The sequence below is a fragment of the Clostridium sp. 1001283B150225_161107_B6 genome, assembly GCF_015556325.1.
Lineage (GTDB): Bacteria > Bacillota > Clostridia > Lachnospirales > Lachnospiraceae > Enterocloster.
Genome location: NZ_JADNMD010000019.1, coordinates 82188 through 98807, shown reverse-complemented (window position 1 = coordinate 98807; position 16620 = coordinate 82188). Strand labels below are relative to the sequence as shown.

General features: G+C 52.7%; 14 protein-coding genes. All 14 read right to left on the bottom strand.

Annotated elements, in window-relative coordinates; translation table 11 throughout:
- Nucleotides 1-140: 140 nt before the first annotated feature.
- The 14 genes from hydF to I2H39_RS27850 all read right to left on the bottom strand — a co-directional run bounded on the left by hydF (nt 141) and on the right by I2H39_RS27850 (nt 16597).
- Nucleotides 141-1424: a [FeFe] hydrogenase H-cluster maturation GTPase HydF gene (gene hydF, locus I2H39_RS27915; RefSeq protein WP_195628041.1), complete on the bottom strand. Its 1284-nt coding sequence runs from the start codon at nt 1422-1424 to the stop codon at nt 141-143.
- A gap of 116 nt (nt 1425-1540) precedes the next feature.
- Nucleotides 1541-2962 carry a [FeFe] hydrogenase H-cluster radical SAM maturase HydG gene (hydG, locus tag I2H39_RS27910; protein WP_195628040.1) on the bottom strand — a complete coding sequence of 474 codons (1422 nt, stop codon included), beginning with the start codon at nt 2960-2962 and terminating at the stop codon, nt 1541-1543.
- Nucleotides 2963-3049: 87 nt separating this feature from the next.
- Nucleotides 3050-3301 (bottom strand): TM1266 family iron-only hydrogenase system putative regulator, encoded by a 252-nt coding sequence (locus tag I2H39_RS27905; RefSeq protein WP_138310093.1) that lies wholly within the window; start codon nt 3299-3301, stop codon nt 3050-3052.
- Nucleotides 3302-3632: 331 nt separating this feature from the next.
- Nucleotides 3633-4616: a dipeptidase gene (locus tag I2H39_RS27900; RefSeq protein WP_138310092.1), complete on the bottom strand. Its 984-nt coding sequence runs from the start codon at nt 4614-4616 to the stop codon at nt 3633-3635.
- Nucleotides 4613-5230, bottom strand: coding sequence for a transporter substrate-binding domain-containing protein (locus I2H39_RS27895; protein WP_138310091.1), 618 nt, complete (start codon nt 5228-5230; stop codon nt 4613-4615). The genes I2H39_RS27900 and I2H39_RS27895 overlap by 4 nt, the downstream gene beginning before the upstream one ends.
- A gap of 1 nt (nt 5231) precedes the next feature.
- Nucleotides 5232-6278, bottom strand: a complete 1047-nt coding sequence (locus tag I2H39_RS27890) for a leucyl aminopeptidase (RefSeq protein WP_138310090.1) — start codon at nt 6276-6278, stop codon at nt 5232-5234.
- Nucleotides 6279-6314: 36 nt separating this feature from the next.
- Nucleotides 6315-7622 carry a cytosine permease gene (locus I2H39_RS27885; RefSeq protein ID WP_138310089.1) on the bottom strand — a complete coding sequence of 436 codons (1308 nt, stop codon included), beginning with the start codon at nt 7620-7622 and terminating at the stop codon, nt 6315-6317.
- A 141-nt stretch (nt 7623-7763) separates the two neighbouring features.
- On the bottom strand, nt 7764-9398 hold the full coding sequence (locus tag I2H39_RS27880) for a PucR family transcriptional regulator (protein ID WP_195628039.1): 1635 nt from the start codon (nt 9396-9398) through the stop codon (nt 7764-7766).
- A 208-nt stretch (nt 9399-9606) separates the two neighbouring features.
- Complete coding sequence (locus I2H39_RS27875) at nt 9607-10548, bottom strand: ABC transporter permease (RefSeq protein ID WP_195628038.1); 942 nt, start codon at nt 10546-10548, stop codon at nt 9607-9609.
- A complete protein-coding gene (locus I2H39_RS27870) occupies nt 10542-11570 on the bottom strand; it encodes an ABC transporter permease (protein ID WP_138310086.1) in 1029 nt (342 codons plus the stop codon). Before I2H39_RS27870 ends, I2H39_RS27875 begins: the two co-directional genes overlap by 7 nt.
- A complete protein-coding gene (locus tag I2H39_RS27865; RefSeq protein WP_347708614.1) occupies nt 11563-13077 on the bottom strand; it encodes an ABC transporter ATP-binding protein in 1515 nt (504 codons plus the stop codon). The genes I2H39_RS27870 and I2H39_RS27865 overlap by 8 nt, the downstream gene beginning before the upstream one ends.
- Nucleotides 13078-13182: 105 nt before the next feature.
- Nucleotides 13183-14289 carry a BMP family protein gene (locus tag I2H39_RS27860; RefSeq protein WP_195628037.1) on the bottom strand — a complete coding sequence of 369 codons (1107 nt, stop codon included), beginning with the start codon at nt 14287-14289 and terminating at the stop codon, nt 13183-13185.
- 63 nt (nt 14290-14352) lie between these two features.
- Nucleotides 14353-15114 (bottom strand): MerR family transcriptional regulator, encoded by a 762-nt coding sequence (locus I2H39_RS27855; RefSeq protein WP_138310083.1) that lies wholly within the window; start codon nt 15112-15114, stop codon nt 14353-14355.
- A gap of 52 nt (nt 15115-15166) precedes the next feature.
- Nucleotides 15167-16597: an amidohydrolase gene (locus tag I2H39_RS27850; protein ID WP_138310082.1), complete on the bottom strand. Its 1431-nt coding sequence runs from the start codon at nt 16595-16597 to the stop codon at nt 15167-15169.
- Nucleotides 16598-16620: the final 23 nt, after the last annotated feature.

Here is a 16620-nt window from a genome sequence, read left to right as displayed (position 1 = left end):
CAAAGAATATGCGGACCCCGTCCATCCGCGAAGCGGAATGTAAAAGGCAGGAGCCTGCAACACACAGCATGCGATGCACAGTTCCTGCCCTATCTTCATTATATGGACTTGTATTCTTTATATGGACCTTTATTGTGAGATTACGGCTCCTTTTCCGGCTGCGGCTTATTTCCGTCCAGCAGCGCCGCTATCTCCGCAAACGGCTCCACGCTCCGCCTCAATATTCCCTGAATATAGGCAATGGCTATACCATAGTTGGTCATGGGAATCCCCTGGTCCTGGGCGCATTTCATCCTGTACTTCATCTCCCGCTCATTCAGCATACAGCCTCCGCAGTGGATAATCATGCGGTAACTCCCCAGTTCATCCGGGAACTCCGTACCTGAGGTGAACACGAATTCCGGCTCTGTCCCAGTATACTCCCGTATCCACCCGGGCAGCTTGACGGTGCCGATGTCCTCGCACTGCCTGTGATGGGTACAGCCCTCGGAAATCAGGATTCTGTCGCCCTTTCCTATGTCATCCAGAGCCCTGACGCCTTCCACCATCGGCTCCAGGCTGCCCTTGTAGCGGGCAAAGAGAATGGAGAAGGAGGTAAGCAGGATATCCTCCGGCGTATCTGCACTGACCTTTGCAAACACCTGGCTGTCGGTAATGACCATTCTGGGCTTCTTCCCCAGGGAGGACAGGGTGTTCTTAAGTCCGTTTTCCCTGACCACCACAGACACGGCATCCGCTTCCAGGATGTCCCGTATGGTCTGCTGCTGGGGCAGAATCAGGCGTCCCTTGGGAGCCGCCTTATCAATAGGCACCACCAACACTGCCAAATCAGAGGGGGAAAGCAGGTCCCCCACGATTTTCCTGCTGCTTTCCTGGGTCTTTCCCAGCCTGGCCAGACACTCCTTAAGCGCCCCAATACCCTGACCGGTATGGGCGCTGACAGCCAGGACAGGAACGGATTCAGGAATCCCCTCAGGCCTTTGCCTGACAGCCCCGTCCCATGCCCCCTCCATACGCCTGAGGGTCCTGTCCAAATCCGCCTTGTTTAAAACCGCTGCACAGGGAATCTGCTTTTCCCTTATCCTTTTCAGGAGGGCATAATCTTCCGGGGCAGGACCGTGACAGGCATCCATCACCAGCACAGCCACATCCGTCTTGTTGAGCACCTGACAGCTCTTCCTCACCCTCAGGCTGCCCAGCTCCCCCTGGTCGTCAATCCCCGGCGTGTCTATCATCATCACAGGGCCCAGGGGAAGCAGCTCCATGGCTTTATACACAGGGTCCGTGGTGGTCCCCTTCACGTCCGACACCACGGCCAGGTCCTGACCCGTAACCGCGTTCAGCACGCTGGATTTGCCGGCATTTCTCCTTCCAAAAAATCCAATATGTATCCGGTCCGATGCCGGCGTATTGTTCATTCCCATGGCCTTTTGCTCCTTTTCCCTGATTGCCTGTCTGCCTGCTATTCATTCCCTCCCGCCTGCATTTTTGCCGGCTGGAACCGCTAAAACCCGAACCCCCTGACGCCCTGTTTAATCGTCTAAAACCTGAAATCCCTGACGCCCTGTTCAATCTTGGCCAGGTTATCCCTGACAATCTGCTGTACCTTCTCCTTTGGTATGCTTCCGATTTCCTTTTCTATAAGCGCCTCGCCGATGCGCCTTGTCTCCTGGGAGCTGTAATCCATGAGATACTCCTTCAGCGTCATAAGGGCATTGGGATGGCAGCAGTTCTGAATCTGACCGCTTTTGCACAGGGACATGAACCGGTCGCCGGTGCGCCCTTCCCGGTAGCAGGCCGTACAGAAGCTGGGAATATACCCCATTCCCATAAGCCAGTTCACCACCTGGTCCAGGGTCCGGTTGTCGCTCACATCGAACTGGGCCGAACATTCCTCCTCAGGCTCCGGTTCAAAGTAGCCGCCAACACTTGTCTTGGAACCTCCGCTGATTTGGGAAATGCCCAGATGCAGCACCCGTTCCCTGGTCTTCTGGCTCTCCCTGGTGGATACTATCATGCCTGTGTACGGGACCGCGATGCGGATGCAGGCCACCAGCTTGGCAAAGATGTCGTCGTCAATTCCGTTGTCAAAGGAATCCGGGTCAATGTCGTCCGCCCTCCGTATCCTGGGCACGCTGATGGTGTGGGGTCCCACTCCGAACACCGCCTCCAGATGCTCTGCATGCATCAAAAGTCCGGCAAACTCATACCGGTAAAGCTCCAGGCCGAACAGCACGCCGCAGCCCACATCGTCAATACCTCCTGTCTGGGCCCGGTCCATGGCCTCTGTGTGGTAACAGTAGTCATGCTTTGGACCTGTGGGATGAAGCTTTTCATAGCTCTCCTTGTGATATGTCTCCTGGAACAGAATGTATGTACCGATTCCCGCGTCCTTAAGCTTCCTGTAATTCTCCACCGTGGTGGCTGCAATGTTCACATTGACACGGCGTATGGCGCCGTTCTTGTGTTTGATGCTGTAAATTGTGTCGATGGATTCCAGCATATATTCAATGGGGTTATGCACCGGGTCCTCCCCTGTTTCCAGGGCCAGGCGTTTATGTCCCATATCCTGCAGCGCCATGACCTCCCTGCGGATTTCATCCTGGGTCAGCTTCTTTCTGGGGATATGCTTGTTCTTGGCATGGTAGGGACAGTACACACATCCGTTGACGCAGTAGTTGGACAGGTACAGGGGCGCAAACAGTACGATGCGGTTTCCATAGAAATCCTTTTTAATCTGCTCCGCCAGCTGGTAAATCTCCTGGTTCTTGTCCTCCAGGTCACAGTCCAGAAGCACCATGGCTTCCCTGTGGGTCAGGCCCCTGCGCTCTCTGGCCTTTGCCAGAATTTCGTCAATCAGCTCCCTGTTGGTGCGGTTTGCCTCCCCGTAGGCAAGAGTCTCCTCAATTTCCCCGTGATGGATGAATTCCTCTGCCCGGGATGATTTTGGGTCGTAGTTCATGTTTTTCCTCTCCTTTTCTTGCCGGGTCAGGGCCCATGGCCATGGCGGCCTGCAGCACTTCCCCGTCAGATGATTTATGTCGTTTTATCAACAACCAATATTGGAGTACAGGGCCTTGGAGGTAATGCCCTGAAGCCTGCCCAGCTTACCGGACAGGGCGCTTATGATGTCCTGGGGCGCATCCACCACAACGCTGATAATATTCACCTTTTTCTTTGCATAGGGAAGCCCCATCCTCCCAATGATATACCGGCTGTACTGGTGGAGCAGCTCGTTGACGCTCTCCACTGAATCCTTATTTTCCACTATGATGCCAATGACTGCGATTCTTGTCTCCATAATAATCCCTCCCAGAGCGCCCTGCCCTTCCCGGCATTGTGTAAGAATCAGGTGTAATACCTGCCTATAAAAAAAGGATACGCCAAAAAGGCGTATCCTGAACATACTGCTACATCTGTGTCCCCGCCTTCCCCTTCAGCCCTGCTTCAGGTCAGTCCTTCACATATCCTGTTATGGGACCTGCAGCCGTCACTTTGCTGTAAGGCAAGCCTGTCAGCGCAGATACCAGTACTGTATACTGCGGCGCACATCCGTTTTTCTTATCTTACTACAGGCCAGGGGGACTGTCAATCACTATTGCGGAAATAATATCCGGCATCATACAGCCTTGTCATTTCCACACTGCTTGAAAGACCCGGTAAAAATTTCCATATGCCACCGCGCCCAGCTCCTCATCCGTATATCCCCTGTCCCTCAGCACCCTCAGGAGATTGCCCGCCTCCGTCTCATTTGCAACGCCTTTGCCGCTTGGTGAATCCAGATTGGAACTAAAGGAGCCCAGGGCCTCCTGTCCCAGATAATCATCAAAATCATATCCCAGGCCAATGTGGCGGATTCCAATTAAATCCGCAATATATTCCACATGGTCCGCCAGATGCTCCACATCCTGGTTCTCAGGCTGTTCATCGATGAATTCCCGCAGGCTGTTCATTCCCACCAGACCGTCTGTAGCCGCAATCTCTTTCAGCATATCGTCCGACAGGTTGCGCATGACCGGGCACAGGGACCTGGCGTTTGAGTGGGAGGCAATAACAGGGCCTCCGGCCAGCCTCATAACATCCCAGAACCCCTTGTCATTCAGATGGGAAACATCCATTACCATGCCCAAATCCTGAATTCTTCTCACAGCCCTTACTCCTGCCTGCGTCAGCCCCTGGTCCTTATCCCGGGGCCATCCCGCAGCCAGTGCATTCTGCTCGTTCCAGGTAAGCATGGCGTGCCGGACCCCCACCTCATCATAGAAGAAGTTAATCCGGTCAATATCCTCCCCTATCTGGCTCAGCCCTTCCATCCCGGTCACCACATTGATTTTTCCGGCAGCGGTCCCTGCCTCAAAATCCCGGAAGCAGGTTACTGGCTGCAGTATATCCGAAGCCTCCTTCAGTTCTGCGCGGATACTGTCCACAATCTGGGCAGAGCGCTTCACCGGGTCCTTATCATGGGGAGGGTCAATCCAAATCACAAAGATTCCTCCGGATACATTGCCCTCCCGGAATTTTTTCAGGTGACGGCGGCGGAATACATCGCATTCCTGATGCTCCACCCGCCGGCACGTAACATCCGTCCATATATCCCCATGCCCGTCAAAAATCATACGATGCCTCCTGTGCTCCTGTCTGCCGCGTCAAAATCATCCCGATGCTTTTTCTGGTTGAACATCACATACAGGGGCCTTTTATAGGTCAGGGCAGGGATGGGAAAAAGGACCTGCTGTCCCGCCATGAGATATTCCTTCACCCCCTGGTCACAGACGCCGCAGTCCACCTCTCTGTTGCAGATTCCCTGCAGGACCTGGGCTGTGTCAGGAAATTCCACCTTGCAGCTATCCGGCAGGCTGTCAATCTCCGGTCCGTTGGCAAACCCGGCAATGACCCCCAACTTATAGCCGGCAAGGCCAGCATACTCCTTTAACGCAAGAAGCGCCGGATTGATGGTGACAACCTCAGTCACCGCATACCGGAGCATCTTCGAGAAGTAAAATTTTTCCAGGCGTTCCGGTGAATCCTGGGCCTGGAACAGGACGTCCTGTTCCCCGGCCTGGAATTCCCTGTATATGCGGTCCCACGGTGCAATACATACCTCAGGGTCGTATCCTGCCGCCCGCAGGCGGCTTACCACAAGCTCATAATCCCTTCCCTTCATACTTCCGTCCCTGTCCACATACTGGTAGGGCGGAAAGGGGTCTGCACATACCTTTATCCTTGTCATATTATTTTCCCAGCTTTTCAGCCAGTGCCTTAAGCTCCGGTTCTACATATCTGCCATTTTCCAGAATCATCACATCATCTATGTAAATCGTACAGTTCAGGCAGATTCCGTCAATATGGCTCTTTGCGGACCTGGGAGCCCCGCCGGAATAGCAGGAGCCCTGGTGGCCGAATCCCCACTGGGTGCTTCCCCACACGCGCTCGTCCTCTGTTGTGCAGCCTTCCAGCCTGGCATTTGGATTCACGCCATAGCATACATGGGCTGCTATGTACATGTTGGGGTCATCCAGCTTCTTGTAGTAGGCGCGCAGGATGTCTGCCTGCTCTCCGCCCTGGATTTCCTGGATGCGCCCTTCCTTTACAATATAGCGTACCGGCTCGGACAGCTTGCCAAGCTCGGCATCTCCGCCTCCGGAGATGGTGCCGTCAAAGGCTATTACGCCGTGAATTGTTTCCTCCTTTGGCGCCCATCCAATCTGTCCCAGCAGGAAGTGGCCCCCTGCAAAGCTGTAATCGCACTCATTGGCAACCGGACGGTCAGGGTCATTTTCAAAGGTCACATCGGTTCCGGCCTCATTGGTAATACGCATTTTCTTTGCCTGCTTTGTCATGGCCGCAAGCCGGTTCTGGAATGCCTGCTGTACCTCCAAATCCACTTCTCCGATACAGCGCACAATCCGCTCCACGCTCAGTCCGCCCAGCATGACCTGGCGTGTGCGGCCGTTGGTGACAGCCTTATCCCATATAGGGGAATATAAAAGCCACTGGTCGTTCATCTCCACCCAGACATCCGTCTTATCCACACACTCGATTAATGGCTCCGGTAGATAAGGCATAGTCAGGGCGCCGTATCCTTTTGGCGTGGAATGCCATGCCACCATGGTTTTTGCCCCAAGCACCTCTGCTGCCTTTGCCATCTCCTCCACAACACGGAACTCCGCTTTGGAATCCACTGTAATCAACACACTTTCTCCCTTTTTCACCTGAATCAAATCATGCATCAGTTTGTAACATGCATTTGCCAGTTCCAAATCCATAAATTTAGGCATATCGTTTTCCTCCTTATAGTTAAAAATTCATTATCATTAAACTTCCGTTTCTTCCCCGATGATTCCGGAATTTCCTCTGCCCAGGGTTTTCATGAGGACAAGGTGCAGAACCATGCTGGCTACCAAAGAATTGATGGAAGCAATGCCCCAATGTGCTGTAAATCCTATGACGATGCCGCCAATCATGCTGATAAACGCCCACGCATTTACCTTGCAGTACACGGTGCCTGCGCCATACTCATATTTCATTCCCTTCAGTAAATAGTAATCGCATATTATGACCCCGGCTACCGGAGGAAGGGCGACTCCCAGGATATTCAGCCAGGTGGTAAAGTAATCCGCCAGTCCCATGGCTCCCACAATGGTTGCAAGCACGCCGGTGACAATCACAATCTTATGCTTGGTAAACGGCAGGCAGTTGGACAGGCCCAGGCTGGCCGTATACAGGTTGTTGTCGTTGGTGGTCCACTGCGCCAGTATGAGAATCAGAAGGGCCGCCACCCCAAGTCCCATTGCCAGGAACGCAACAGGAGGGTCTGCTTCCCCGGTTGCCGCCGTAATCAGATAACCGGCCAGGATAACAAAGGTATTTGCAATGAGGTATCCGAAAATCGTTCCAAGCCAGGATGTTTTCGCATCCTTTGCATACCGGGTGATATCGGACTGGGCTGCCGCTCCTCCTGCAAAGGAACCCACTATGGCAACTATGGTGGCGCTTATGGTCGTGGGCTTTGACGGAATCAGATTCATAACAGCGTTCCAGCCTCCGGAGCCTTTAACCGCCACACCGACGCCCACAACGGAAAGAATCGCTATGGCCGGAACAGCAATATAGCTTAGGATATTCAGCCCCTTGTATCCCATATAAGCAGTTATCATCATCAGGATGCCGCCCCAGAAAGCGGCTACGTACTGGGATGTAATGATGCCTCCGTTGGGGAACAGGGCCGACATGGTTGAACCGAAGAACCCTACCTGCACAGCGTACCAGCCGGCCATGACTGCTGCCAGAAGAATACCAATGACCTTGGAGCCCTCTCTGCCGAAGGTATGCCTTGCCAGCATGGATGTGGACACGCCTTCCCTTGCACCGGCCGCGCCAATCAGGCCGCCGTACACGCTTAAGATAACATTTCCCACAATGACAGCCAGTATTGCCTCCTTAAAGCTCATTCCAAATCCCATGGCTGCTCCTGTGTACAGGCCGGACATGCATATGCAATACCCGGCTGCCACAAATGCAATACTGCAGAACCCCTTTTTCTCATTCTCCGGCACCCTCTGGGTGGCATTGTCATTTTGAGATTGTGCCGGGACATTTTCCTGCATCCTTTCTTTTGGCATTCTACCTTCCTCCTTTGTTTTCTGTTATTCTTTGTTTAACTATATCCCTTTCTCTCCCGGCTGTCAGCGTGTGGAAAAACAGAAAAACAGCCGTCTTATGTGCAGATACACATAAGGCGGCTGTCCTTTACACCCCTCCCCTTATTTTTCTTCCATAATATCAAAAATCATCAAAAAATTCAGCCGGTAAGGCATATCAAAGGGCGAGAATCCGAACAGCTCCACAATCTTATTCTTCCTCTGGAGGACCGTATTTTTATGTACAAAAAGCTTCTCTGCTGCCAGCTTCACATTCTCATTATTAACCAGCAGGCACTCCAAGGTGCCGGTCAGTTCCGTGCCGTGTTCCTCGTCATAGCGCAGCACCGGTTCCAGATGCTTATGGCACATTTCCACGATTTCCGGCTGTTTGCCCATCTGACGCAGCTTCTGGAAAAAATACACTGCATCATAAAAAATAACCTTATTTTCCCCATAGTGGTCCCTGCCCAAAGTAGCTGCCTGGAAGGCCTGGTTGTAGGCGTTTGGAATATCCGTCATGGACCCAAATGCATTGCTGACTCCTATGGAAACCGACAAGTCAAATTTACCATCAAATATCCTGAGCAGCTTCTCCCCCAGGGTGTGGAGATTTACGGACCCGTCCTGATGGTTCATGAAAAGCAGAATGGTATCGCTGCGGAACACCAGCCAGCTCTTGGGGTCGTATAGATTCAGAAGCTGTTTTACCTGCGACAGCAGGACCCGCCTGATATACCGCTGCATTTCCTGCTGCACCTTTGAATCAGTCACACTCTGTATGGAATTGATATTCACCACAATAATCTGATTCTTGTCCAGTACCGTCAGCCCCAGCTCCAGGCCCCGTTCCAGGGCCTTTGCATTGGACGGGAAATTCCACACCAGCAGGTCCGTCACATATTCCTCTATTACCTTCTCCCGGAAATGGGACACCTTGTTCCGTTTCTGCAGAATCAAGGTCCCGGATACCACCATGGAATTAATCAGGCCGTTTTTTATGTTGTCCTCAAAATCCCCGTCGTAATCCATGAAGAAAAGACCGAACAGATTCTTCTGGGAGCGAATCAGTACAATGGCATTTTTCCGTCCCTGTATATCCTGTACCGTATATCCGTCCCTGCTGCATTCAAATAAAATATGGTTGAAATTATCCTTCAGATACTCTTCCTCAGCCTGTACCCCCTCCGTTCCCCTGTCGGAATATATAACCTTTCCGTATGTATCGTAATAGGATACCTTCTTTTTCAAACGCCGGTTCATCTGCTGAAAGACCATGTCTATGTTTTCCTCATTCACCACCAGGTTCAGGAAATCATTGCGTACCATGGAATAGTCATTGGTGACCATGGCCCGTGTGTTTTCCTCATACAGCAGGGTGATGATGGGGTTCATGATTTCAATATAGGACACGTCTGTCCTGGCCTGAATCAGCGGAAATCCCGCCTCATCGCACAGCTGTATGATGCCAAGGTCAATCTGACGAATCCAGGTTCCCACATAACAGAGCACCAGACCGCAGCACTCGCAGTCTATCAGCGTTTCAATCACTTCCTTCTGCTGCTCCACATTGTCCCAGATTGCGTAAAAAGATGTAATATACAGCTGGTTTTTAAGAACCCACCTGGAAATATTATGTTCTGCCACTTCCAGGACACTGACACTTTCAATAGGTGCATCCAGCCCTTTTTTTCCTGCAACCACCGATGCCCCGAATAACCCTCCGAACTTCAAAGCCGCCTTAATTGTCAATCCCATATCAATCCCCCGCCATTCACTTCCCCCCGGCATGGCCGGCCCGGGTAAATCTAAATATAACATGGAAAAAAGGACTTCATGTTTGTTAAAATTCAGGTGCCTGATTTGAACAAAGCAGAAGTCCCCATACATAGTTTACACGACATGGGCCTGGAATGCAATAAACAATTTAGATTGAATTTGGGGTTGAATTCCGGGTCAATCCCCCCTACCTGGCGCCCCTTATATACGGCTTGCCCAATGCTTCCGGCGCGCTGTTCTTGCCAATGGAGCCCAGAAGTGCAACCAGGGTTATGATGTAGGGCAGCATGGCCAGGGCCTGTGTGGGAAGCGGCACGCCGATGGCCTGAAGACGAATCTGAAGGGCATTGGCAGCGCCGAATATAAAGGCCGCCCCCATCATTCCAAAGGGTGCATACCGGCCCAGTATAACAGCCGCCAGGGCAATATATCCGCGGCCGGATGTCATGTTCTCAGAGAAATTACCCACCTGCACCAGGACCAGATAGGCGCCTCCCAGACCTCCCAGCAGGCCGTTCAGCAGCACGGCCGCCCACTGGTACCGGTGTACGGGAATACCTGCGGAATCCGCTGCCCTGGGGTTTTCCCCGATTGCCGCAAAGGCCATTCCTTTGGATGTCTTTCTGTAGAAAAAGGTGACCAGGATTACCAGCACATAGACCCCGTAGGTCAGTATATCCTGGTTGAACAGTGCGTTTCCAATCAGGGGAATATCCCCCAGAAACGGAATCTTAAGCTTTGCAAAGGGTTCTATCTGCTGATAGGACTGGCCGCTTGACATCAGCTTATAGAGGAAACTGGTAACTCCGGCCATGAATATATTGATGGCGATTCCGCTGACAGACTGGTCTTTGGCCAGCCGGATGGACAGAAGCCCGTGAATGGCGCTGACCATTGCCCCGCCTGCCATTCCGCACAAAATACCAATGGCCAGGCTTCCGGAATAAAAGGTTCCGGCAAAGGAGAAAAAGGCCCCGCCCAGCATGACGCCCTCCATTCCGATATTGAGGATGCCCGCTTTCTCGGATATGGTCTCCCCCAGTCCGGCGTAAATCAGGGGCACTGCCATCCTTACTGAGGCCGTCAGAAAGGCCGTCAGGAAACCAACGGTCATGATTTGCTCTAACATGGTTTTTCCCCCTTTCTCTTCCTGTCAAACAATTCCCTGCCCAGAATCAGCAGCACAATCAGCCCCACCAGGATGTTGACGATGGCTGAGGGCACCCCCATCTGCCTCTGCATGGAATTTGCCCCCACCTCCAGGGCTGCAAACCCAATGGCTGCAAAGAGCACGCCCAGGGGATGGTTGGACGCCAGAAGGGCAATGAGCACTGCTGTGTATCCGCACTCACCGGAGATTCCCTCCAGGAGCTTCCTCTGCACGCCCATAACCTCCACGGCTCCTGCGATTCCTGCCAGACCGCCGCTTAAAAACGCAGAAATAATGATGTTCCTCACAACAGAGATTCCATTGCACTCAGCTGCCCGTTTGTTGAACCCAACCACCTTGATTTCATATCCCACTGTGGTTTTCTCCAGGATGAACCAGATAAGGAACACCATGAGCACGGCAATGATAAAGCCCGCGTGAAGCCTGGTGGGCTTTAGGAACCGGTAAAGGGTAACGGAAGGGTCCAGCTTGGGGGACTGGGGTATGCTGCCTGCCGGGTCCATAAGAAAGGTCCTGACCGCAATGCCCAGGAGATTGATGGCAATGTAATTCAGCATGATGGTCACAATGATTTCCGATATCCCCAGCTTTGCCTTAAACATAGCTGCTATCAGCGCCCACAGGCCGCCAAAGATAAATCCCATCAAAATGGCGCACAGGATGCGCAGCACCCCGGGAAGTCCGGTCCAGGTAAGGGCTGCCCACGCAGAGGCAAGGGCCCCTATGTAAAACTGCCCTTCTGCTCCTATGTTGAAAAAGCCGGTCCGAAACGCCACCGCGCAGCCCAGCCCTGTGAAAATCAGGGGCGTTGCCTTGACAAACACTTCCATAAACCCATTCAGATTTCCGAAAATACCTTTAAAAAACATGGCATAAGCCTCTGCCGGGCTTGCGTCCGACAGCATGATGAGAACCGTCCACACTGCCGCTGCAATGAGTCCGATGCCCGCTATCTCAAATACCTTTGATTTTCTATCCATTTGCCGCCTCCTTAGCAATACCGCCCATCAGCAGGCCAATCTTATGTATATCCGCCTCTTCCCTGGGCATCTCCCCTATGATACGGCCTTCATACATGACCAGGATGCGGTCGCAGAGCAACAGGATTTCATCCAGGTCAGCGGAAATCAGCAGGATGCTCATGCCGTCGTCCCTCTGTCTGATAAAGGTTTCATGCACAAACCGGGTGGCGCCGATATCCAGGCCCCTTGTGGGCTGGCTGGCCAGAATCAGGCTGGCCTCCTCAGATATCTCCCTGGAAAGTATGACCTTTTGCTGGTTTCCGCCGCTCATCAGCTTAACCGGCGTGTGGATACCGCTTTTGCCTGAGGTCTTGATGCTGTATTCTTTCAGGGCCTCCTGGGCTCTGTACTCAGCCTCCTCGTAATCCAGCACCATTCTCCCTGAATATGGCCGCCGGTCAAAATCCCTTAAAATCAGGTTGTCCATCACGGTCATGTCCATGACCAGGCTGTCGTTCTGACGGTCATCCGAGATGTAGGATATGCCTTTTCTGAACCGCTGCTTCACATTCTTCCCGCTCATATCCGCTCCCAGGAATGTAATCTCTCCGCTGCTCATCCTGCGGATTCCTGTTATAACCTCAGCCAGTTCCTTCTGGCCGTTTCCCTCCACGCCTGCGACTCCCAGGATTTCTCCCCTGCGGATGGCAAAGCTTATATGGTCTAAGGCCAGCTTGGAGCTGTGCTTTTTGTGGAGGCACACATTACTGAGTTTTAAGGTTATTTCCCCTTCAGGGGCTTTCCCTACGTCCATATCCTTCTTAAGCTCCCGGCCAATCATGCAGGCTGACAGCTCCTCTGGCGTTGTCTCCTTTGTCACCAGGCTCTTAATCTTCCGGCCGTCCCGCAGCACCGTCACCCGGTCGCTGATATCCATGATTTCCCCCAGCCTGTGGGTGATGATGATGATTCCATATCCCTCATCCCGCAGCCGTTTCAACACCCCGAAGAAATTTTCCGTCTCCTGGGGCGTAAGAACGCCGGTGGGTTCATCCAGAATCAGCAGGCTCACATCCCGGTACAGGGCCTTAAGAATCTCCACCCTCTGCTGCTCTCCCACGGAAAGGGTATGGACAGGGGCCTCCGGTTTTACCAGAAGTCCGTAAGTCTCTGCAAGGCCCATAAGCTTTTTCCGTGCCGACTTCCGGTCCGCCACCATCCCCTCCCCTTTAAGGCCCAGCATCACATTGTCCAGCACCGTCATTTTCTTCACCAGGGAAAAATGCTGGTGCACCATGCCGATTCCCCTGGCTATGGCCTCCCCCGGCGATTTAAATTCCACATGTTCACCTTTAAAACAGATTTCTCCCCTGTCCGCCTTATAAATGCCAAACAGAATATTCATGAGAGTGGTCTTGCCCGCCCCATTTTCTCCTAACAGCGCATGTATCTCCCCCTGTTCCACAGACAGGTCCACATCCTCATTGGCATACACGCCTGCAAAGGATTTTGTTATATGCTTCATCTCAAGTAATGGCATCTGCTCCATCCTTTCTTTCCAAACAGGGCCCGCACCCCCGGACACGCTCTGCTGCGTTTGGTTTGATGCAGGCCCTTTTCAGGAAATATCTTATGCTCTGGGCTTTGTATCACATGGTACTTCAAACGCTCCAGATTCAATTGCTGCAATCTTATCGGAAATCCGCTGCTTCAGCTCATCAGGAACAGCTGATTCCAGATTGTGGTAAGGCGCAACGCTCACTGCCCCGTCTGCCATTCCCAGCTGGTAGATGCCTCCCTCAAAGGTTCCGTCCACAACGGTCTTGAAGGCCAGCTCAATCACATGGGGAATATGGTAAACAGAGGAGGAAAGGATGGTGTCCGGAGCCAGGTCGTTCTGGTCATAGGAATCACCTGTGGCATAGACCTTTGCTTCCTTTGCAGCATTGATGGCTCCTGTTCCCGATTCGTTGGCACAGTGTCCGATTACATCCGCACCGCTGTCAATCATGGCCTGGGCAGCCTCCTTGCCAAGGGCTGTATCGGTAAAGGAACCGGTCCATGCGGTCTGTACCTGGATGTCCGGGTTTACCTCCTTTGCCCCGTCCTCAAATCCGTTCATAATCTTCACAAGGGAGGCACCCTGAATCGGCCCTATAAAGCCCACCTTGCCGCTCTCGGACATGCCGGCGGCCAGCATTCCCATGATGTATCCGCCTTCCTCACATTTTGACACATAGGAAGCCACATTATCAGCAGATACCTCGCCTTCAGTCACAATAAACTTTGTATCGGGATACTGCTCCGCCACATCCACAGCCGGGTCACCGAACTCGTATCCATGGCCGATGACAACGTCATATCCGCTGGCCGCATAATCCGCAAAAGCAGCCTCAATGTCATCCGGCGTCAGATTCTCCGTATAGGTCACCTCACAGCCGTAATCCGCCTCCAGAAGCTTAAGGCCGTCATAGGCTGACTGGCACCAGCCCATATCATTGGCTGCGCCGGACAGGCACAGGGCTACCTTATACGTCCTGCCGTCCGCTGCCTGTCCCCCTTCTGCCTGAGAGCCTTCTGCCTGCTTATCCGCCGTACCTGCTCCCTCTTTGTCCGCTGCCTGGGCAGCCTCTGTCTTTGCCGCTGTCTCCTTTGTTTCCCCGCTGCATCCGGTCAGGCCAAAGCCTGCCATGGACAATGCCAGGGCTGCCGCTGCTAAACGCTTTCTGTTTTTCATGTCTCTTATCCTTCCTTTTTCTTTCGATTTTTCAAATTTCCTCATTTGACTTTATAACGCCATTCAGCTCTGCAACACCCGAATCTGCATGGCGGTGATGAAATTCTCATTACGGCTCTCCACGAACTGGTCCAGTATATTAAAATTAATGGCCTGCGCCCCCAGCTTAAGATCTGGTCTGGCCTCCCTCAGGCGTCGTATGGTATCCGGCACGCCCTCATATCCTCCCAGATGGTATCCGCAGAGAAAATCGCCTCCCGGGATAATCTGGATTTTGGACCGGGGTATTGTCTTTGGTATCTCCTCATGGTCCGGATACAGGTAGGCCCCAAAGTATTTCCGGTCCCCCTCATAAAAGGCAATGGTGGGATAAAAGTAAAAGGAATTCTCCCTGTACAAAAGCTCCTCGTCTCCAATGGATATAAACTTCCGGTCCTCAAAATGCTTCACCGTAATCTCATCCAGGCGGATTCCCTTCATCTCCTGTTCCACAAACCGGATTTTTCTCTGGATGGCCTCGTCTATGTTGAGCAGCTCCTGCCACTGCCTGCGAAGCTCCTGGGAACGCTGCTTCATGATGTCTACGGCCTTGCTGGAGTTTAGGCTGGTTCTGGATTCCTTGATTTCTTCCAGGGAATAACCCAGGCGGCGCATATAGGACACCGTTGCCAGCTCGTATATCTGGTCGAACTCATATTTCCTGCGCCCGCTTTTTCCGCTGCGTTCCCTGGGTGAAAAGATGCCGATACTGTCATAATAGTACAGGGTCTGTATATTCAGCCCGAATAGCTCCGCCAACTCGCCAATGGTAAAATATTCCTTCACCCCGCCAACCTTCTTTCTTGTTATACTGCCGGATTTGGTGCCGGATTCCCTGTCAGATGAAATCCCTGTAAGCGCTGTGAGGCTCCCTGATAACCCTTGTGCACACAGCCTCACCCTCGCGGGCCAGCTTTCTTTCATCCACGCCCTTCAGGACTCCGTCCTTGTAAACAATGGTTCCGTTAATCATTGTCATCCATACCGGTCCGGTGAGTCCCACTCTTGCCAGCAGGTTCCTGGGGTCGTGGAGAGCTCCCGCCAGCTCCAGTGTTTCTGTGTCAATCATAAACAGGTCTGCTGCTTTTCCTGCTTCCAGGGACCCCAAATCAGGCCTTCCAAGGGTCCTGGCCCCGTTTATGGTGGCCACCTTCAGCATATCATAGGCAGAGGTGCATCCCCCTCTCTCCTTGGTGTGGCAGGCCTGCATCAGATAAGCCATGCGCAGGGCATCCATCAGATTGGAGCTGTCATTGGTGGCGGAACCATCGCATCCCAGGCTCACCAGAATGCCGGCTTCCTGCATTTCCTTTATATTGAGAATCGGGAAACCGCCCAATACGGCCGGCGCCGGACAGTGGGAAACCCCGGTGCCGGTGGCTGCCAGCACCTTATACTCGTCCTTTGTCACTTCCCAGTCATGGGCATACCATACATCCTCACCAATGAATCCCATCTCCCCGCACCAGTCCATGGTGCGCATGCCCCAGCGGGCCACCATGCCTTCGTTCTCTCCTTCGCCCAGATGGGTGTGCATCCTGACCCCCTTATCCCTGGCCATGGCAACGGTTTCCGCAAAGGTTTCCCTGCGGCAGTTAATGGGCTGGCAGGGAGCCATAACAATCTGTTTCATGGAAAATGGCCTGGAATCATGATACAGTCCAATCAGCCTGTCACAGTCCTTTAAGAACCCGTCTGTTGTCTCAAGCATATTGTCGGGAATGGAGCTTCCCTCGCTTCTGGGCAGAGTGTTGGTTCCTCTTCCGGCGTGGTACCGGATGCCTAAAAGCTCCGCTGCCTCCATCTGGCGGTCCACAGGGGAACAGCCTGTCTTTTTGGTGTAGCAGTACTGGTGGTCAAAGGCACAGGTACATCCGTGTTTAATCAAATCCGCAAAGGATGTAAGGGTGGAGTAATAAATCACGTCGGAATCAATGTTCTGGAATATGCGGTAAATCTTATCAATCCAGTCCATCACCATCATATTGGGATAGTCAATGGTTATGAGGTTGCGCACAAAGGTCTGGAAAAAGTGATGATGGGTGTTAATCAGACCCGGATACACAAATTTTCCGTCGGCACGGATTACCTGGATGTCCTCACGGCTCAAATCCCCTGCCCCTTCCGGGCCCTGTCCCTTCATCAGGTCCCTGCCGATTGCCAGTATCTTCGGTCCCTCAATCAGCATATCCGCATCCCTGTAAACCCGGTCTTCCCCGTCACAGGACACGATTGCCTTTGCATTCTTAATAAGAATCTTCCTGTCCATTCCTTACCTCTCTTTCGGAAATG